The sequence below is a fragment of the Gluconacetobacter aggeris genome (genome assembly GCF_014174395.1).
Taxonomy (GTDB): Bacteria; Pseudomonadota; Alphaproteobacteria; order Acetobacterales; family Acetobacteraceae; genus Gluconacetobacter; species Gluconacetobacter aggeris.
Genome location: NZ_JABEQD010000024.1, coordinates 13,436 through 31,087 on the forward strand (window position 1 = coordinate 13,436; position 17,652 = coordinate 31,087).

Annotated in this window: 17 protein-coding genes, 1 tRNA gene and 1 pseudogene; 9 read left to right on the forward strand and 10 right to left on the reverse strand. The window is 66.7% G+C overall.

Translation table 11 applies throughout. The features are described 5' to 3' along the window. Nucleotides 1-62 precede the first annotated feature (62 nt). The 4 genes from aqpZ to HLH36_RS18890 form a co-directional block, all read right to left on the reverse strand. Nucleotides 63-755, reverse strand: a complete 693-nt coding sequence (gene aqpZ, locus HLH36_RS18875) for an aquaporin Z (RefSeq protein WP_182987828.1) — start codon at nt 753-755, stop codon at nt 63-65. A 202-nt stretch (nt 756-957) separates the two neighbouring features. After that, entirely contained in the window at nt 958-1,734 is a 777-nt protein-coding gene (locus HLH36_RS18880) for an ABC transporter ATP-binding protein (RefSeq protein WP_182987829.1), read from the reverse strand. Beyond that, the gene (locus HLH36_RS18885) at nt 1,728-2,714 is read right to left on the reverse strand and encodes an ABC transporter permease (protein ID WP_182987830.1); all 987 of its coding nucleotides are present in this window, start codon (nt 2,712-2,714) and stop codon (nt 1,728-1,730) included. Before HLH36_RS18885 ends, HLH36_RS18880 begins: the two co-directional genes overlap by 7 nt. Next, complete coding sequence (locus HLH36_RS18890; protein WP_182987831.1) at nt 2,711-3,769, reverse strand: ABC transporter substrate-binding protein; 1,059 nt, start codon at nt 3,767-3,769, stop codon at nt 2,711-2,713. The genes HLH36_RS18885 and HLH36_RS18890 overlap by 4 nt, the downstream gene beginning before the upstream one ends. Nucleotides 3,770-4,879: 1,110 nt before the next feature. Here HLH36_RS18890 and HLH36_RS19970 point away from each other — a divergent pair. Beyond that, a pseudogene (locus tag HLH36_RS19970) lies at nt 4,880-5,124 on the forward strand (recombinase family protein); the annotation flags it as partial. A 15-nt stretch (nt 5,125-5,139) separates the two neighbouring features. Here HLH36_RS19970 and HLH36_RS18895 read toward each other — a convergent pair. The 3 genes from HLH36_RS18895 to HLH36_RS18905 all read right to left on the reverse strand — a co-directional run bounded on the left by HLH36_RS18895 (nt 5,140) and on the right by HLH36_RS18905 (nt 7,780). Further along, nucleotides 5,140-6,003, reverse strand: coding sequence for a hypothetical protein (locus HLH36_RS18895; protein WP_182987832.1), 864 nt, complete (start codon nt 6,001-6,003; stop codon nt 5,140-5,142). Continuing rightward, complete coding sequence (locus HLH36_RS18900) at nt 6,000-6,992, reverse strand: ferritin family protein (RefSeq protein ID WP_182967598.1); 993 nt, start codon at nt 6,990-6,992, stop codon at nt 6,000-6,002. Before HLH36_RS18900 ends, HLH36_RS18895 begins: the two co-directional genes overlap by 4 nt. A gap of 113 nt (nt 6,993-7,105) precedes the next feature. Further along, nucleotides 7,106-7,780: an ATP-dependent Clp protease proteolytic subunit gene (locus HLH36_RS18905; RefSeq protein WP_182967637.1), complete on the reverse strand. Its 675-nt coding sequence runs from the start codon at nt 7,778-7,780 to the stop codon at nt 7,106-7,108. A gap of 188 nt (nt 7,781-7,968) precedes the next feature. Here HLH36_RS18905 and HLH36_RS18910 point away from each other — a divergent pair, with 188 nt between their 5' ends. From HLH36_RS18910 to HLH36_RS18935, 6 genes are all read left to right on the forward strand, one after another. Beyond that, the gene (locus tag HLH36_RS18910; RefSeq protein WP_246377040.1) at nt 7,969-8,970 is read left to right on the forward strand and encodes a hypothetical protein; all 1,002 of its coding nucleotides are present in this window, start codon (nt 7,969-7,971) and stop codon (nt 8,968-8,970) included. Nucleotides 8,971-9,140: 170 nt separating this feature from the next. Continuing rightward, nucleotides 9,141-10,403, forward strand: coding sequence for an LL-diaminopimelate aminotransferase (locus tag HLH36_RS18915; RefSeq protein WP_246377041.1), 1,263 nt, complete (start codon nt 9,141-9,143; stop codon nt 10,401-10,403). A 120-nt stretch (nt 10,404-10,523) separates the two neighbouring features. Continuing rightward, complete coding sequence (locus HLH36_RS18920) at nt 10,524-11,876, forward strand: homoserine dehydrogenase (RefSeq protein ID WP_182987843.1); 1,353 nt, start codon at nt 10,524-10,526, stop codon at nt 11,874-11,876. A gap of 67 nt (nt 11,877-11,943) precedes the next feature. Then, nucleotides 11,944-12,939, forward strand: coding sequence for a class II fructose-bisphosphatase (gene glpX, locus HLH36_RS18925; protein WP_182987833.1), 996 nt, complete (start codon nt 11,944-11,946; stop codon nt 12,937-12,939). A gap of 6 nt (nt 12,940-12,945) precedes the next feature. After that, nucleotides 12,946-14,793, forward strand: a complete 1,848-nt coding sequence (gene recJ, locus HLH36_RS18930) for a single-stranded-DNA-specific exonuclease RecJ (protein WP_182987834.1) — start codon at nt 12,946-12,948, stop codon at nt 14,791-14,793. An 88-nt stretch (nt 14,794-14,881) separates the two neighbouring features. Continuing rightward, nucleotides 14,882-14,957, forward strand: a tRNA-Glu gene (locus HLH36_RS18935). A gap of 122 nt (nt 14,958-15,079) precedes the next feature. Here HLH36_RS18935 and HLH36_RS18940 read toward each other — a convergent pair. Next, nucleotides 15,080-15,646 carry a recombinase family protein gene (locus HLH36_RS18940; protein ID WP_182987835.1) on the reverse strand — a complete coding sequence of 189 codons (567 nt, stop codon included), beginning with the start codon at nt 15,644-15,646 and terminating at the stop codon, nt 15,080-15,082. A gap of 222 nt (nt 15,647-15,868) precedes the next feature. On the opposite strand from HLH36_RS18940, the gene HLH36_RS18945 reads away from it, so the two are divergent. Both HLH36_RS18945 and HLH36_RS18950 read left to right on the forward strand, forming a co-directional pair. Further along, entirely contained in the window at nt 15,869-16,120 is a 252-nt protein-coding gene (locus HLH36_RS18945; RefSeq protein ID WP_182987836.1) for a type II toxin-antitoxin system RelE family toxin, read from the forward strand. After that, the gene (locus HLH36_RS18950) at nt 16,117-16,485 is read left to right on the forward strand and encodes a helix-turn-helix domain-containing protein (RefSeq protein WP_182987837.1); all 369 of its coding nucleotides are present in this window, start codon (nt 16,117-16,119) and stop codon (nt 16,483-16,485) included. Before HLH36_RS18945 ends, HLH36_RS18950 begins: the two co-directional genes overlap by 4 nt. Nucleotides 16,486-16,526: 41 nt before the next feature. On the opposite strand, the gene HLH36_RS18955 is transcribed toward HLH36_RS18950, so the two are convergent. Together HLH36_RS18955 and HLH36_RS18960 are read right to left on the reverse strand one after the other, a co-directional pair. Continuing rightward, nucleotides 16,527-16,844: a hypothetical protein gene (locus HLH36_RS18955; protein ID WP_182987838.1), complete on the reverse strand. Its 318-nt coding sequence runs from the start codon at nt 16,842-16,844 to the stop codon at nt 16,527-16,529. A 246-nt stretch (nt 16,845-17,090) separates the two neighbouring features. Continuing rightward, the coding region (locus tag HLH36_RS18960) for a hypothetical protein (protein WP_182987839.1) at nt 17,091-17,652 on the reverse strand (562 nt) is incomplete at its 5' end.

Genomic DNA, 17,652 nt, shown 5'->3' on the forward strand with positions numbered 1-17,652 from the left:
ACGGCTCCCGAGCCGGGCATGTCGGATACGCCTTCCTTCATGCCGCCCTGGCCGGGTTTCCGTCATGATTCCGATGTTGCGATCAGGTATTTCCAGATGAAGGCGCCGAGCAGGGCGCCGATGAGCGGGGCTGTCCAGAACAGCCAGAGCTGCCCCGGCGCCGCCGTCTGCGCGAAGAACGCGACCGCCGTGGAGCGGGCCGGATTGACCGACGTGTTCGTGACGGGGATCGAGACGAGATGGATCAGGGTCAGTGCGAGCCCGATCGCCAGCGGGCCGAACCCCGCCGGTGCGGTGCGGGAGGTCGCGCCCAGGATCACGACCAGGAATCCCGCCGTCAGGGTCGTCTCGATCAGGAATCCGGAGAGAAGCCCGTAATGTCCGGGGGAGAGGGCGCCATAACCGTTGGAGGCGAAGCCGCCTGCCACGAAACCCGGTTTGCCGGAGGCGATGAGGTATAACAGGCTGGCCGCCAGCAGGCCGCCCAGCACCTGGGCGGCCCAGTAGGGGCCGAGCGCGTTCCACGGCAGGCGGCCGGCGGCGGCGGCGCCGAGCGAGACGGCCGGGTTGAAATGGCCGCCGGAAATGCCGCCGACGGCATAGGCCATGGTCAGGACGGTCAGGCCGAAGGCGAGGGCGACGCCCCCGAAACCGATCCCGAGTTGCGGAAAGGCCGCATCGAGGACGGCTGCGCCGCAGCCGCCGAAGACGAGCCAGAATGTACCGAAGAATTCGGCGCCGAGTTTCTTGATCATTTTTCCAGCGTCCTTCGTCTGCGGCGTGGCTTCGCCGCGCGCGACCCGGTGTCGCGGTCGAAATTATCGCTTCATCGGGCGCGGGAAGGGCGTGAATTCGTCAGGATATTAGCGTCATCCGCCGGATGGCAGGGCATCGGGGCAATGCGGTCGTCATGGACGAGGATCGTGACCCGGAGCCCGGGCGCCGTGCCGGCGCCGTTTACCAGTCCGCGCTGTGGCCGAGCTGGACCAGGATGTTCCTGCGCAGGTCCAGCAGGCGCGGATCGTCGCGGTGGCGGTGGGGGGGAAGGTCGATCGGCAGGTCGCCGATGATGCGGGCGGGGCGGGGGCTGAAGACGATGATCCGGGTGGCCAGCAGCAGGGCTTCCTCGACATCGTGGGTGACCATGATGGCGGTGAAGCCGCGATCGCGCCACAGGCGGTGCAGTTCGGTCTGCATCGTCAGCCGCGTCAGGCTGTCCAGCTTGCCCAGCGGTTCGTCCAGGATCAGCAGGCGCGGGTCGTTGACCAGGGCGCGGGCCAGGGCGGCGCGCTGGGCCATGCCGCCGGAAAGCTGGTGCGGCCAGGCGCGTTCGAAACCTTTCAGGCCCACCAGTTCGATGGCGGCCGCGACCGCTGCCGGGTCCCTGCGGCCGGCAATGTCGTGGCCCAGCGCCACGTTGCCGCGCACGGTGCGCCACGGATAGAGGGTCGGGTCCTGGAACATCACGATCCGGTCGGGGCCCGGGCCGGCGATGGGGGTGCCTTCGGCCAGGATCGCGCCGCCATGCGGGGGTTCCAGCCCTGCGATCAGGCGCAGCAGGGTGGATTTGCCGCAGCCCGAGGGGCCGAGCAGGGCGACGAATTCGCCCGGCGCGATGGTGAGGCTGATATCGTCGAGAACCGGGGTGAAGGCGCCGCCGATCATGTAGCTGTGGTCGATATGGTCGAGTTCCAGCCCCAGCGGGTGCGCGGTGCGGGTGGGGGTGGTTACCATTTCAGGCCGTCCTTCTGCCAGGAGAGGACGCGGTCGCGCACCTTGAACAGCAGCGTGACCAGTCCCGTGCACATCAGCGACATCACCAGCAGCGCCGCATACATGTTGGGATAGGCCGCCCAGCCCTGGGCCCATTGCATGTAGAAGCCGAGGCCCGATTTCACGCCCAGCATCTCGGCCACCACCAGGGTGGCGAAGGACACGCCCAGCCCCATGAACAGGCCGACGAAGATCTGCGGCATCGCGGCGGGCAGGGCGACGCGCAGCACCAGGAAGCGGTTGCGTGCCCCCATGGTGCGGGCGACATCGTAATAGGCGGGATCGACGGCGGCGACGCCCGACCAGGTGAGGATGGTGGTGGGAAAGCCCGCCGCCAGCGCCAGCAGCGCCTCGCTGGCCAGCCGGCCGGACGGGATCAGCACGAAGGCCAGCGGCAGCAACGCCACCGGCGGCAGCGGGCCGACCAGGCGGATCAGCGGCCGGACCCAGTAGCGGAACCGCAGCGAGCGCCCCAGCCCGACACCGACGGCCACGCCCAGCACCGCGCCGATACCGTACCCCACCGCCAGCAGGCCGAGCGAGTGCAGCAGGCTGTCGCCCAGGCGTTTCCAGTCGGTCAGGAACACGTCCAGCAGGTCCTGCGGCGTGCCGAAGAAGGGGCGCGGCAGCCACAGCAGCTTGGCCTGTGCGATCTCCCACGCCGCGAAGCCCAGACCCAGCGCGATGGCCCAGGGGGCACGCGCCGACAGGCGGCGCAGGGCTGCCGCGGCCGTCAGGCCCAGCCCGACGGCCAGGAACAGGGCGGCAAGCCGGCTGGTATCGGGAAAATCGTCGGCGTCGGGCCAGCGCCAGGTGACCAGCGCCGCCAGGAACCAGGCCGGCCCGGCCGCCCAGGGCAGCAGGGCGCGGCGGGGGCCGGCCTTCGTCGCCGTCTGGCCGGTCGCGCGCAGGGGCGGGGCTCGTGTGTCCGACGCACTCATGTGGCGAACAGGTCCTGCGTGACCTTGCCCGCATAGCGCGCGGAGTCGAGCGAGGGGCGGAATACGCCGATCTGTTTCAGCGCGTCGGCATAGCGCACGATTTCATCATGCAGCGACGGGCCGAGTACCTGGTGATGATGGCCCTGGAGGCGCAGCATATTCGCCAGATCCTCGGCGCTGGCGCGGGCGGCGAAGGGCTTGAAGATGCGCCCGGCTTCGTCCGGGTTGCAGGCGACCCAGGCGCCGGCGTCCAGGATCGCGCGCGTGACCGCCGCCGCCACCGCGGGGTCGTTGCGGATCAGGCTGCCGCGCAGGCCGATGACGCAGCAGGCGATCTGCGCCCAGGTGCCGTTCATGTTGCTGTCGATTTCCACCAGGTCGAACTGGCGCTTGTAGAGATAGGAGACCGGGTCGGTACCGGTGATGGCCTGCACGTCGCCCCGTTGCAGCGCCACCGCCAGCAGGTCGGCCGGGTATTGCCGCCATTGCACGTCGGATTCCGGGTCCACGCCTGCTTCCTTCAGGCGGATGGAGAAGAAATTCTTGTCCGGGCCGCCCATGTCGGTCACGCCGATGGTCTTGCCGCGCATGTCGTCCAGCTTCGCCGGGCCGCCCTTGGGGGCCAGCATGTGCATGCAGCCCGCATGCAGGCCGGCGACCAGCTTGACGTCGAACCCCTGCTGCAGCGGCTTCAGCCAGCGCAGGGCCATGCCGGGCGCGCCGTCGGCCTTGCCGGTGGCCAGCGCTTCCAGCAACTGGTCGGTGGAGCCGGCGAAATTGACGTAATCGACGTCCAGATTGTAGCGCGCGAAGAACCCTTTCTCCTTGGCGACCGGGATTGCGGCGGTGCAGGTCGAATTCTGGTTCCAGGCGATGGTCAGCTTGCGGGCGGGGCCGGGCACGGGCGGAACGTTCGCCGTGCCGGCCGCGCTGCAATGGGCGCCGCCCTGCGCGGGCGCGTCCGCCCTGGCCCCGATCGGCGCGAAGGGAAACGACGTGGCGGCCAGGCTGATGCCCAGCAGCGCGCGGCGGGTGAAGCGGGTCGTTTCGGACATTGGACTGACCTTGGGGGGACGATGGCGGCGCGGATATGTATATTAACGATTGAAAATCGTTGATGCCATTCTTGTCCCACGATTTTCAGGCGTGCAAGCGCAAAAATTGCGGGACCCCGTGGGGAAAGGGGGCGGATTCCAACTCGCTTATAGGGGGGCCGGGCGTGCCCGCGCAGGGCACACCGCATGGCATGCGTTCGCATGGACTGGCGCGGCGTGTGAAGGCGGACTGACGGTCGGGCCGGCGCGATGGGTCAGGCGTAGAGGTGGACGCTGCCCGAGCCATTCGGCCATTTTGCAACAGGCTGTTGCGGGGGCACGGTCTGGCCGAGACCAATATTCGGTTTACATCATCATCTGACCAGACCGCCACTCACACTTACACAAGTATAAATACATTACGAAAAATTCACACTCATTTTTTTCCAACCAAAATGACTTCACTCGACTTATTGACACCCTTAATTTCCGCCCAATCACGAAAAGTAGTAGCCACTTTATCGTCATTATGACGCAAAAAAATGGTCAATATTGGCTCCTTCCAGCACATACCACTGGGGCGGCATCTAAAATTAATTAGCGCGGCACCAGATACGTTACCTCTGCCGTCGACCACGACCGCTGCCTTCTCATCACAACTATGAAGTCGGCACCCCGATATTAACGTCATGCCATCGGGAACGGTGACACTTCGCTGTTTCGGCAGGGGGTCTGGGATGCTGAGACCCAGCATAACTTGCTGACTTATTAGGTGGCGTGGCAGAAAAAAATCGCCTCGCATTGTTCCAAAGAACGCCCGCAGACTTGGAGGAAGATTTGCGACATTAGGCGCCGCGAAAGTTGGCGCACCTAACAAAAACAAAAGTAAAATGAATATAAGGCAGGTGGATCGCATGAATACTATCCTAGCACGGATTTGATGGAGTCGGCATAGTGTATTGATTCATATCGTCTTGAATCAAGGATGCTTCGGACTTATCGTTGCGGACACGGTTTTGACGATTCCCGCATTACCGTTCTTGCTTCCCGCTTATCAACCAAGCAGCACGGGAATTTCTGCGTATGCGCGGCGGCGAGTGAGGATTGAAGATGTAGCGACGGCGCGGCACGCGGCTGGCCGAGACGCTGAACCATCCCGAGGACCGGCAGGAAGCGTCCGAGGCCATCCGCGCGCTGTGATCGAGAAGATCGTGCTTACTCCCGGCAAGGGCCGGGGCGAGATGCACGCCACGCTCCATGGTGAGCTTGGCACGCTGCTGGGTTCCGCCGTGTCACGCGGCCAAGGGGCCAAAAATGCGAACACTCCCGGATTACAACTCTCGGGAGTGTCGGGATCGCGTATTGCGGGGGGGGGGCAGGGGGCACCCCAGCTATCGTGTGCCTGCGCGCAGGTGGGGGCGGCTCCGGTCCCACAGGCGCATGCCGCGCAGGGCCAGGTCGGCCATGGCGGGCAGCAGGCGGGGCTGCATCAGGTCGGGGTCGAATTCCCGCATGCGCCGCGCGTTCTCGCGGTAGCAATCCTCGACGAACTGGCGGAACGAGAAACTGTCGAGGAAGACATTGGCCTGGGTGACCGCGAAATCGCGCCCGTCATTGGGCTGCTGGCCGCGCCGGACCATGGCCAGCAATCGCCCCAGCGCCCGGCCGTAATAACGGGTGGATTTCAGCGCCCGCCGCACCCGGCCCAGCCCGCGCCGCCGCTCGCGCCAGGCCATGTAATTGATGAAGAAGACGATGTGCCGCGTTTCCTCGAACATCAGCACGTCGAAGATCTCGAACAGTTTTTCCGGCAGGAATTGCGACTGGCGCGCGTTCTTGAACGCCCCGAAGCCCAGGAAGGCATCGAGGCATTCGCCGAAGCCGAAATCGATGAAGGCGGTTTCCAGATCGGCGGGAAACCGCTCCAGGGGCTGTTCCGTCGCGTCGATGCCGTAGCGGTCGATCATCGTGCGGATCAGCTTCGCGTGGCGCGCTTCCTCCAGCCCCTGGAGGGCCACGGCCTCGCGCACCACCGGGTCGGCGATCCGCGGGGCGAAGGCATCCACGATCGCGCCCGCCCGGCGTTCGGTGTGGTACACCTCCTGCCAGAACGGGATGGTGCGCAGGCGGGCCAGTTCCGTGTCCGTCAGTTCGGGCCAGGGCAGGGTCTCGGGGTCGAAGACCTGATGCGTGGCGACGAACTGGCTGCAGAACAGGTCCTTGTGGGTTTCCGACCCGGCTTCGATCCGGCTCAAGCAGGCGTCTCCAGCGCGCGGGCGCCGGAGGGGCGGCGCAGGAACAGGCGCAGGAAGCGCGCCAGGTTCGGTGCCAGCTTCGGCCGCAGCAGGCGCGGATCGTAGCCGGAGAAGCGGCGCTCGTTCTCCGAGAGGCAGAGATCGATCATGTCGCGCAGGCTGATATCGACGTTCGCCACGTCCTTGGCGCCGCTGACGGTGAAGTTATTGTCCTGTTCCTGGACGTTGCCGTCGGCGTCGATGCTGGTGGCCAGGCCGATCCGCTCGTAGACCAGGAACACCCAGACGGCGAGGACCCGCAGTTCGAACCACGGGCGCTGCCACAGGGGCATGGTGGCGCGGTGCCAGGCCAGCCAGTTGGCGAACAGCAGGATGTGGCGGCATTCCTCCTGCATCACCGGCTCGAACGTTTCGATCAGTTCGGCGGGGAAGAAGCCGGAGCGCTGGGCGAGCGCGAACAGGCCGAAGGCGAAGAAACTGTCGACGCATTCCGAGAAGCCGGTGACGAGATACGCCCATTCCGTGTCGCGCGGCTCGATATAGGGCGGCTCGGGCGCCATCTTGATGTCATAGGCCTCGACCAGCTTGGACAGGACCTCCTTGTGGCGGTTTTCCTCCCACGCGTTGCGCGACAGGGCGTCCTTCATGTCCGGGTCGTCGATCATCCGGGCGTAGGCGGCCATGCGCAGGCGGGCCTTGCCTTCGGTCTGGACCGCAATGTCCCAGATCGGCAGCGAGGTCACGCGCTTCAGCGTCTCGGGGTCGAGCTTCGGCCATTCGATGACCGAGGGCTTGTACGGGTTGAACGTGTCGCGGAACATCTCCGCCACCGCGCGCTTGTGCTCGGCCGAGCCGGGCTTCAGCGGGCCCGGGACCGGGCTGGACCAGTGGCGGGCGTTGAAATCGGCCTCGGCCACCGTTTTCGTGTCGGCGCCTTTGGGGTCGATCGCTTCGGGGAGGGAGGAATAGATATCGGAGAGAGACGTCATACTTCGCAAGCTCGCACAATGAGTACAGACGTCGGCCCGGCCTGGAGATCAGGCCGGACCGGACGTCACCTTGCGGCCCCCCCTGCGATGGGGGGGAGGAGGGGGGCCAGCGATCAGTGAATGTCGGAGATGGTGGAGATGATCCGCGTCACCAGGCCGTAGGCGATGGCCTCTTCGGCCGACATCCAGTAATTGCGGTCGGTGTCGCGGCAGACCTTTTCGTAGGTCTGGCCGGTTTCGCGCGCGAACAGGCGGTTCAGCCGCTCGCGCATCTTCACGATTTCCCGCGCTTCGATATCGATATCGGTGGCGGGGCCGCGCACGCCGCCCATCGGCTGGTGCAGCAGGAAGCGCGTGTTGGGCAGGCAGTAGCGGCGCTGCGGGTTGCCGGCGGCGAAGATCAGCGCGCCGGCCGAGGCCACCCAGCCGGTGCCGATCACGTTCACCGGGGCGACCGAATCGACGAAGCGGATCATGTCGTGAATCGTGTCGCCGCTTTCGACATGGCCGCCGGGCGAGTTGACATAGACGTCGATCGGCTTGTCGGACGCGCCGGCCAGCGCCAGCAGGCGGCCGGTGACGTCGCGCGCCAGCTTGTCGTTGATCGCGCCGAAGACCAGCACCTTGCGCTGGTCGAACAGGCGGCTTTCAAGCTCGTTGACCGGCGAGGAGAGCGTCTTGTTGTCGTCGGGTTCCTTCGGTTCGGGACCCTGGGGCTCGGGGATGTCGGGACCGTTCGGGTCTTCGTCATCCATCCGGATACGGTGGTTCGGCTGCATGCCGTTCAGCATCATGATCTCCCTGTATCCAGGACTGGTCTGCGTCATCGCTCTATCCTGCGCCCCCTTCGGCCCGGTGCCAAGACCCGTCCTGTGCCACGCCCGCTGCGAACCGGCGGCGCGGCTCTCTAGCTCAAAGGCCCGGGGCCGGGCTAGTAAGGGAGGGCAGACAGCCAGACGCTGGTCACGGAGAGAAGATGGGTATGAAAGCGCCGCTGCCAAGAGACCGTTCGGCTCTGGCCCGCCCGACGGGCCACCGGGGGGCGGCCATGGGCGCGCTGCTGGCGGGGGTGCTGTCCCTGGGCGGGTGTGCCCATCGCGATGCCATCGATACCACGGTGGACTGGTGGCATCAGTATCAGGGCGGCGTCATCGCCCAGCAGCGACCGCCTCCGCCGGGCGCGCACGACCCCTATCCCGCTGTGGGGCTGACCCCGACCACGCCTCCCGTCCTCCCATCGGCCGAGCGGCGGCAGGATGTGACCGAATCCCTGATCGAACAGCGCAACCTGGCGCACCGGATGGCGGCGGAGGTCGGGCCGCTGACGAATACGGCCCCGCCTGTGAGTGCTACGCCGGCGCGTCCTTCCACGCCGCCCGCTCCGGCGACCACCCAGACCACGCCTTCGGCGACGCTGGATGCGGCGGAGGCCCCGCCGCCCGCACCCAGTCCGGCCCCGAAAGGGTCTTCGGCCCATGGCGACGCGGGCGAGGACGGTGGCGGGCCGCTGGTGGCGATGCCCGAGGTCGGGGCGGATGTCGGCGGTGTGGGCGGCAAGGCGCCGGCGGCATCGGCGGCGCCGCCCGAGATTCCCGCCGGGCCGCCGACGGCGCCCGAGCTGCCCGGCTTCGCGGTGCCGAGCGATGCCGCCGTTGCGGTGGCCCGCCCGGATTATGTCCTGTCGGACCCGGGGGGAACGCGCATTCTCTTCCCCGTCGGCAACGACCACCCGGTGGCGGGGCAGGAAAGGGACATCGACGGCGTGGCGCGCCATACGCCCGGTGGCCCGCTGTTCGTCCATGGCTATGGCGAGGCCGCGTCGACCGATTCGACAGAGCAGGCGCGGGCGATGGCGCTGGCCCTGCTGCGTGCCCGTGCGGTGGCCGACCGTCTGGTGGCCGATGGGGTGCCGGCGAAGGCGATCCACCTGCGCGCCCATCCGTTTGGCGACGGGGTGCGCATCAGCACGGCGGAGTAGGGCGCGTGCGGCGCGGTTGCCTGTCGGGCGCGGGCGTCGCTAATATCCGCGACTGGTGGGGAAATATCCCGCCAGTCGCGACATGCCGCCGGAAGAGCGGTGCGAAACGGCCATCCTGAACCTTGTCCGGGGCGCTGGGTCCCGGGCAAACAGTCTCAACGAGCCAACCCATGACAGAAGAATTCCATCGCATCCGCCGCCTGCCGCCCTATGTGTTCGCCGAGGTGAACAAGGCCAAGGCCGCGGCCCGAGCTAGGGGCGAGGACATTATCGATCTGGGCATGGGCAATCCCGACAGCCCCACCCCGCCGCATATCGTGCAGAAGCTGGTGGAGACCGTGGCCGACCCGCGCGCGCATGGCTATTCGGTCAGCAAGGGCATTCCCGGCCTGCGCCGGGCGCTGGCGGGCTATTACGACCGCCGTTTCGGCGTGACGCTGGACCCGGAGACCGAGGTGATTGCCACCCTGGGATCGAAGGAAGGGCTGGCCAACCTGGCCGCCGCCATCACGAGCCCGGGTGACACGATTCTGGTGCCCAATCCGTCCTATCCGATCCATCAGTTCGGCTTCATCATCGCCGGGGCCTCGGTGCGTTCGATCCCGGCGACGCCGGACGAGGAGATGCTGCGCGCGCTGGATCGCGCGGTGCGCCATTCGGTGCCCAAGCCGACGGCGCTGATCGTCAATTTTCCCTCCAACCCCACGGCCTATGTCGCGGACCTGGATTTCTATCGCGAACTGGTGGCCTTCGCCCGTCGGCATGAGATCTGGATCATGTCGGACCTCGCCTATGCCGAGATCTATTTCGGCGACAGGGTGCCGCCCTCGATCCTGCAGGTGCCGGGGGCGAAGGAGATCGCGGTCGAGTTCACCTCGCTGTCCAAGACCTATTCCATGGCCGGCTGGCGCATGGGCTTCGCCGCCGGCAATCCGCGCCTGATCAATGCGCTGACGCGGATCAAATCCTATCTGGATTACGGGGCCTTCACCCCCATTCAGGTGGCGGCGGTGGCGGCCCTGAGCGGCCCGCAGGATTGCGTGGCCGAGATGCGCACGCTCTATCGCGACCGGCGCGACGTGCTGATCCGCGGCCTGCATGCGGCGGGGTGGGACGTGCCGTCGCCGGAAGGGTCGATGTTCGCCTGGGCGCCGCTGCCGGCTGCGTTCCGCGAGATGGGCAGCGTCGATTTCTCGAAGCTGCTGCTGAAGGAAGCCGGGGTGGCGGTGGCGCCGGGGCTGGGCTTTGGCGAATATGGCGAGGGCTTCGTGCGGATCGGGCTGGTCGAGAACACGCAGCGCCTGCGCCAGGCGACGCGGGCGATCCGGCAGTTCATGGGCCGTCACGGCGTCAATCTGCCCGATCCGGCCGCGTCCGGCCGCCGGGTGGGGAAGGATGCGGACCTGGCTGCCGATGCGGCGCCGGTGATCTGACTCTGCGGCCGGGGCGGTCCCGGCCGGTTTTTTTGACCCGGACGCGGCGCGGTGGGCGCCGCGTCCGGCTGATTGCTGAATTCAGGAACGACGACAGGATATCAGGTGACCGGACGGATGATGGGTACGGGTGGCACGGGCGGACAGGCGGGCGGAACGGGGACGGCGCCATTGCGGATCGGCATCGCGGGACTGGGGACGGTCGGGGCCGGGCTGGTCAAGCTGCTGCGCGGCAACGCGGCCATCGTCGGTGCCCGGGCCGGCCGGCCGCTGGTGGTGACCGCCGTGGCCGCGCGCGACCGCACCCGCGACCGGGGCATCGATCTGGGCGGCGTGACCTGGCATGACGATGCGCTGGCGCTGGCGCACGACCCGGACGTGGATGTGGTGGTCGAACTGATCGGCGGGGCGGAGGGCATTGCCCGCCGGCTGGTGACGGAGGCGCTGCGGGCCGGCCGGCCGGTCGTGACCGCCAACAAGGCGCTGATCGCGGTGCATGGTGCCGAACTGGCGGCACTGGCCGAACAGGCGGGCGTGCCCTTGATGTTCGAGGCCGCGGTGGCGGGCGGCATTCCCGCCATCAAGACGGTGCGCGAGGGGCTGGCCGCCGACCGGCTGAACCGGGTGGGCGGCATCCTGAACGGTACATGCAACTACATCATGACCGCGATGCGCGAGAGCGGCCGTGCCTTCGCCGATGTGCTGGCCGAGGCGCAGGCGCTGGGCTATGCCGAGGCCGATCCTTCGACCGACGTGGATGGGATCGACGCGGCGCACAAGCTGGCGATCCTGGCCGGGTTGGCATTCGGCCGGCCGGTGGCGTTTTCCTCGGTGCATGTCGAGGGGATTCGCGGCATCGATGCGCTGGACCTCGCCTTCGCCCAGACGCTGGGTTATCGCATCAAGCTGCTGGGTCTGGCCCGCCGGCGTGAGGATGGGATCGAGGCCCGTGTTCATCCCTGCCTGGTGCCGGAGAAGATGCCGATCGCGCAGGTGGATGGGGTGTTCAATGCCGTGCTGGTCGAGGGTGCGTTCGTCGGCCGGCTGATGCTGGAAGGGCGGGGCGCGGGCGAAGGGCCGACTGCCACCGCCGTTGCCGCCGACCTGATCGACATCGCGCGCGGCAATGCGGTGCCGGTGTGGGGCCGCAGCACGGACGGGCTGACGCAGGTGGAAGCCCTGCCGCGCACCGCCTTCCACGAGGAATATTACCTCCGCCTGCAGGTGCATGACCGGCCTGGCGTGATCGCCGACGTGACGGCCGTTCTGCGCGACCATGGCGTGTCCCTGCGCAGCATGTTGCAACATGGGCGCGCCGCCGACGATAGTGGTGGCGCGGGCGAACCGTCCGTGCCGCTGGTGCTGGTCACGCATCGGACACAGGAATCCGCCATGATGGCGGCACTGGCCCGGATCGCGGCCCTGCCGGCCGTGATCGGCGAACCGGCGATGATTCGTATTGAGGCCGGCTGACTATCCTGGCGGCCCCGTCCAACAGGCCGGCGACGAGAACCGGCCCAGACAGCTAAGGAACAGAGTGATGACGTCCACACCCACTGCCGCCTACCAGGTCACCGACCGCAACCTGGCCCTGGAACTGGTCCGCGTGACCGAGGCGGCGGCGATGGCCGCATCGCACTGGACCGGTCGCGGCCAGAAGAACGAGGCCGACGGCGCCGCCGTGGAGGCGATGCGTCTGGCCTTCGATACCGTGGCGATCGACGGCACGGTGGTGATCGGCGAGGGTGAGATGGACGAGGCGCCGATGCTGTTCATCGGCGAGAAGGTAGGGGCCGGCGGCCCGGCGATGGATATCGCCGTGGACCCGCTGGAAGGCACCAACCTGTGTGCCAAGAACATGCCCAACGCGCTGACGGTGGTGGCGCTGGCCGAGGCGGGCAATTTCCTGCATGCGCCCGATGTATACATGGACAAGATCGTGGTCGGCCCCGACCTGCCGGAAGGCGTGGTGGACCTGGATGCCAGCATTGGCGCCAATCTGCGCGAGCTGGCGCGGGCCAAGCGCAAGGATATCAGCGAGCTGACGCTGTGCGCGCTGGAGCGCGAGCGGCATGAGGAACTGATCGCCAAGACGCGTGAGGCCGGGGCGCGGGTGATGCTGCTGAGCGACGGCGACGTGGCTGCCGCCATTGCCGCCTGCCTGCCGGACGGCCAGGTGGATATCTATGCCGGTTCTGGCGGGGCGCCCGAGGGTGTGCTGGCCGCTGCTGCCGTGCGCTGCGTGCGGGGCCAGATGCAGGCCCGCCTGCTGTTTGAGGATGACGAGCAGCTTCGCCGCGCGCGGGAGATGAATCCGGGCAAGGACCCGTCGCGCAAGCTGGGTCTGTATGACATGGCGAAAGGCGATGTCCTGTTTTCGGCCTCCGGGGTCACCACCGGCCCGCTGCTGCGCGGCATCCGCCGCGATGGCCGGCGCGCCGTGACCCACTCGATCGTCATGCGCTCGAAATCCGGCACGGTGCGTTTTGTCGAGGCGCATCACGATTTCACCACCAAGACCTGGCCGGCATATTGACGGCCTATGTCGCCTTCGGTTGTGGCTGACGGGCTGCTGATGGAAGCGCCTTCCGACCCGGTTGAAGGGGCGGTGGTGCTGGGAGTGCGGTCCAGCCTGGGTGGCCGGCGCTGGCTGTGGCGGGATTCCCGTCTGGCCGATGCCGGGGGGCGGATCGGGCTGATGATCGCGCAGCAGGCGGGCGTATCCGAACTGGTCGGGCAGATGCTGGCGGCGCGCGGGCTGGATGGCGGCACGGCTGCGACCTTCCTTGATCCGACGCTGCGGGCGCTGATGCCCGATCCCTCGGCATTGCAGGACATGGATGTGGCGGCTGATCGGCTGGCCGAGGCGGTGCGCCGGGGCGAGACGGTGGCCGTGTTCGGTGATTACGACGTGGACGGCGCCTGTGCGGCCGCGTTGGTCACCGGGCTGCTGCGCCAGTTGGGCTGTCCGGTGATGACCCATGTGCCCGACCGGATGACCGAAGGCTATGGCCCCAACGCCCCGGCGCTGGACGCGCTGGTGATCCGGGGGGCAACGCTGGTGGTTTGTGTCGATTGCGGCACGGCGGCGGGCGATGTGCTGGCGACGTTGGCCGGGCGGGCCGACATTGTGGTGCTGGACCATCACAAGGCCGAGGGGCCGCCGCCTTCCGTGCTGGCCACCGTCAATCCCAACCGTCCGGACTGCCTGTCCGGCCAGCGCGGCCTGTGCGCGGCGGGGGTGGCGTTTCTGACGGCGGTGGCGACCGTGCGGGCGCTGCGTCGGGCGGGCTGGTTTGCCGGTCGGCCGGAGCCGGATCTGATGGCGTTTCTCGATATCGTGGCGCTGGCGACCGTGTGCGATGTCATGCCGCTGACCGGGCTGAATCGGGCGCTGGTGACGCAGGGGCTGAAGATGCTGGCGCGGCGGCGGCGGATCGGGCTGGAGGCGTTGCTGGAGGTTGCGGGCGCGCGCGACCCGCTCTCGGCCTTCACCTGCGGCTTCGCGCTGGGGCCGCGCATCAATGCGGGCGGGCGGATTGCCGAATCCGGGCTGGGGCTGGATCTGCTGCTGTGCGACGATGCTGCCGAGGCGCGTCGGTTGGCCGAACGGCTGGATGCGGTGAACCGGCGCCGCCAGACGGTGGAGAGCACGATCCTGGATCGCGCGATGGAAGAGGCGGCGGCCCAGCGCGAGGCCGGGCACGCGGTGCTGGTGCTGTCGGGGCGGGATTGGCATCCGGGCGTGGTGGGTATTGTCGCCGGCCGGATCAAGGAACGGTTCAATCGCCCGGTGCTGGTGGGGGCGGAACTGGAGGACGGGACGGTCAAGGGATCGGGTCGTTCGGTCGCCGATATCGATCTGGGGGCGGCGATCATCGCGGCGCGCCAGATGGGGTTGCTGACCACCGGTGGGGGCCACGCGATGGCGGCCGGGTTCTCGCTGCCTGCGGGCGGGGTGCCGGCGCTGCACGATTTCCTGAACGAGCGCCTGCGCGATGCGGGGGCCCTGCCGGATGCGGTGGATGTGCTGATCGAAGGCGTGGTGCATGTGGCCGGCGCGACGGTGGAACTGGCGGCCGATATCGGCCGCATGGCGCCGTTCGGTGCGGGTAATGACGAGCCGGTGCTGGCCATTCCGCGCGTGCGGGTGGTGCGCGCCGATCGGATCGGCCGCGAAGGCGGTACGCTGCGGGTGCTGGTGGAAGGCGAGGGTGGCGGCCCGCGGCTGAAGGCGCTGCTGTTCCGCGCCGATGACCACCCTGCCGCCACGATGCTGGAAGACCGCAATGCCCCGCCGCTGCATCTGGCGGGCTGGCTGCGTGCGGAAAACTGGAATGGCCGCACCGATGCCAGCTTCTTCATCCGCGACGCGGCGGTGGCGACCTGACGGCGATGGCGCAAAGAAAATGTCATTATCGTACGGACGGGGCTTGACCGCTCCGCGGCATCGGGATACGAACCGCGCCAAGCCAGATGTCCCATTCGTCTAGAGGCCTAGGACACCGCCCTCTCACGGCGGCAACAGGGGTTCGAATCCCCTATGGGACGCCATTTCTCAAAAAATATGCTTATTTATCAGGAAGTTATAGGCTTCCTATAAAGCATCCCCATCTTGCTGCCCATCTTATGGGCTGCCCTTTACAGAGCCGTCAGGGCACATGCAGGCACAATTATCAGCCTGCGACCTTCCCCAAGCACCGATAGACGGACGTCCGGCCGATCCCCAACTGCTTGGCGATATCGGTGGGGCTCACTCCTTCGTTCGCCAGCTTTTGGACCTCGTCGGCCTGCGACCGCGCGGTCGGCTTCCGGCCTAGATATCGCCCCTCCGCCTTGGCCTTGGCGATCCCCTCACGCTGCCGCTCCAGCATCAGGTCACGCTCGAACTCGGCCACCGCCGCGAGCATAGACAGCATCAGCTTACTGGTCGGACTGCTGGTATCCAGGGTCTGGCCTCCCATCGACAGGATGACCAGTTCGCACCCTTTGGCCTTGATTCGCTCCACGAACGCCAGCAGGTCCGCCGTCGAACGCGCCAGGCGATCGGGCTTGCACACCACCAGGGCGTCGCCGCGGCGCAGATAGTCGATGGCCGCTTCCAGTTCCGGCCTGACGGTGACGGTGCCCGATACCTGTTCCGTGAACACCCGATCGCAACCCTGCGCCTCAAGATCTCGCATCTGGGCGGCCAACCCCGCCGCCTGGTCCGTCGTGCTGGTCCGCGCATATCCGATCCGCATGGGCTATTCCTTCAGCGATCTGTTCCAAAACCTCTAAGACGTTATGAGGGGTGTGTTCCGAAATATCAAATAGTATTTTATTGGAACACAATTCTGTTCCACCCCGAACGTTCCGCTGGGGCTTGCCCTATTGGAACAGTGGGGCGCACGTAGGAACAGAGAGGCACAGCGGGGAACGACAAAGACGTTGATCTAAAATTCGCTATCAGCGATAATTCCCGCATGGAGCTGATCTATGAACCGGCCGCGCTCCGCGACCTCAAGGGCCTGCCCAAGGCCGATGCCAAGCGGATCATGGAGGCGCTTCGTCTGGTCGTCGATCGCCACCCCCAACGCCAGTCCTTCGTGACCGAGATGCAGGGGGTGCCAGGTTACTGGCGGCTGCGGAAAGGCGACTGGCGCGCCATCTATCGCCAGACCGAGACAAGCATTGAGGTCGTCCGGGTCGGCAAGAGAGGGGAGATTTACGAATGAACCATATTGCACCCATCTCCGAGACTCCGGAGACGATTACCCTCAACCGGTCGGATTGGGAGGCCATCCTTGATCGTCTGGAAGACAGGAGCGACCTGGATGCTATTCGCCGCTCCGAACAGACCAATGCGCACGCCCATGCCTATACGGACGCCGAGACGCAGCGCATGGTGCTGGAGGACGTGTCGGCGTTGACCATCTGGCGCGAACGCGCGGGCCTGACGCAAAAAGCCTTGGCGGCCGCATCTGGCGTGTCGCAGAGCTACGTCAATGAAATCGAGGCCGGGAAGAAGCCAGGCAGCACATCGGCGCTCGCGAAGATCGCGAAGGCCCTGGGCGTCAGCATCGAACGGCTATTGGACTGAGGAACCGCGGGAGTTGACCTGCTGCCAGAGATGCCACGGCATCATGCGGTCCCGGTTTGCTCGACTCCTCGTGCACGGAGCATTGCTCGGCCGGTAACAGCCAGGGCGACTTCATTGACGATAGCGGCGCTGATCTGCTCAAGCGGAAGCCCCTGTCCAAGCATCTGCGCCAAGCCGTCGCGGGCTTTTTCTCTCAGCAGGTCCATGAACTCCACCTCGTTGTGACCACCGACAGCGGCAATCTCCGCAAGATGCTTGCCGACGCTATAATTGGGGCTTCCCGGCTGGCCTGACATGGCCGCACACAATTCTTCCATGGTGCTGGCATCACGAACCGCATTATCCTGATCATATGACATGGTTCGGTGGTATCCTCTTCGTTGCTTGGTGCATCTGGTGGATGCGCGGGTCAATCTGGCCCGCGATGATGGTGCCGCTGGCATGCACGATGTTTGAATGGGCGTCCTACACTGACTTTGGGGACAGACCGCACTTTGACCCGCCCGAATTCCTGGCACTTCTCACGATCTTCTCGATATGCGCCTTCATCCCCCATCTCATCGCCCGGCGCCGCGCCCGGCAGATCGAGCGCACCTTGCACGGAGTCAGTTTCCTCGCCCGTAGGGATTGAGAAGGCGGTTATCTAGATAATCCAATGTCTTGTCTCGCGTGGCTGCCGCACGGGCTATCGCTCGCTTTGAGGCCGCTTCAGAGAACATTTTCGCTGCACCTCCTGCCAGCAGACCTCCGTCAAAGCCACCCGTCAGAAGGCCGCCGAGGCCAACGCCGGCAGACCCGGCCACTTTTGCGGCCGCCCCTTGGGCCATGTCGAGAAGCTTGCTGTTCGTAAACATGTTGACGCTGGTGTCCGATCCGCGCGGCTTCCCCAGATCGATGCGTGACGCCAGGCGCATGTCGTCGCGCAAAGTCTCCAGTGCCTTCAACTGCTCGTCGGTCACGCTGTCGGCCTCACGGTAGCCAGGCTTCCCCTTCTCGCGCCGGATCGCCTTCAAGAGCGTGTCGAGTTGGCCGAGGCGCACATTGCCCTGCGTGTCCGTCAGATTGCGCGATTGCAGGAACCGCATGGCGTCGATCGGCCGAGACATCTGTTCATAAAGAGCAGAATAATTCTTGAAGCCCGGCGCGCCCTTTTCAATCGTGTCGACG

Bases quoted from the DNA above. Each gene is read 5' to 3' on its own strand.
- aqpZ (WP_182987828.1), bottom strand. From the start codon at position 755: ATGATCAAGAAACTCGGCGCCGAATTCTTCGGTACATTCTGGCTCGTC.
- HLH36_RS18880 (WP_182987829.1), bottom strand. From the start codon at position 1,734: ATGGTAACCACCCCCACCCGCACCGCGCACCCGCTGGGGCTGGAACTC.
- HLH36_RS18885 (WP_182987830.1), bottom strand. From the start codon at position 2,714: ATGAGTGCGTCGGACACACGAGCCCCGCCCCTGCGCGCGACCGGCCAG.
- HLH36_RS18890 (WP_182987831.1), bottom strand. From the start codon at position 3,769: ATGTCCGAAACGACCCGCTTCACCCGCCGCGCGCTGCTGGGCATCAGC.
- HLH36_RS18900 (WP_182967598.1), bottom strand. From the start codon at position 6,992: ATGACGTCTCTCTCCGATATCTATTCCTCCCTCCCCGAAGCGATCGAC.
- HLH36_RS18910 (WP_246377040.1), top strand. From the start codon at position 7,969: ATGGGTATGAAAGCGCCGCTGCCAAGAGACCGTTCGGCTCTGGCCCGC.
- HLH36_RS18915 (WP_246377041.1), top strand. From the start codon at position 9,141: ATGACAGAAGAATTCCATCGCATCCGCCGCCTGCCGCCCTATGTGTTC.
- HLH36_RS18920 (WP_182987843.1), top strand. From the start codon at position 10,524: ATGGGTACGGGTGGCACGGGCGGACAGGCGGGCGGAACGGGGACGGCG.
- glpX (WP_182987833.1), top strand. From the start codon at position 11,944: ATGACGTCCACACCCACTGCCGCCTACCAGGTCACCGACCGCAACCTG.
- recJ (WP_182987834.1), top strand. From the start codon at position 12,946: ATGTCGCCTTCGGTTGTGGCTGACGGGCTGCTGATGGAAGCGCCTTCC.
- HLH36_RS18940 (WP_182987835.1), bottom strand. From the start codon at position 15,646: ATGCGGATCGGATATGCGCGGACCAGCACGACGGACCAGGCGGCGGGG.
- HLH36_RS18945 (WP_182987836.1), top strand. From the start codon at position 15,869: ATGGAGCTGATCTATGAACCGGCCGCGCTCCGCGACCTCAAGGGCCTG.
- HLH36_RS18950 (WP_182987837.1), top strand. From the start codon at position 16,117: ATGAACCATATTGCACCCATCTCCGAGACTCCGGAGACGATTACCCTC.
- HLH36_RS18955 (WP_182987838.1), bottom strand. From the start codon at position 16,844: ATGTCATATGATCAGGATAATGCGGTTCGTGATGCCAGCACCATGGAA.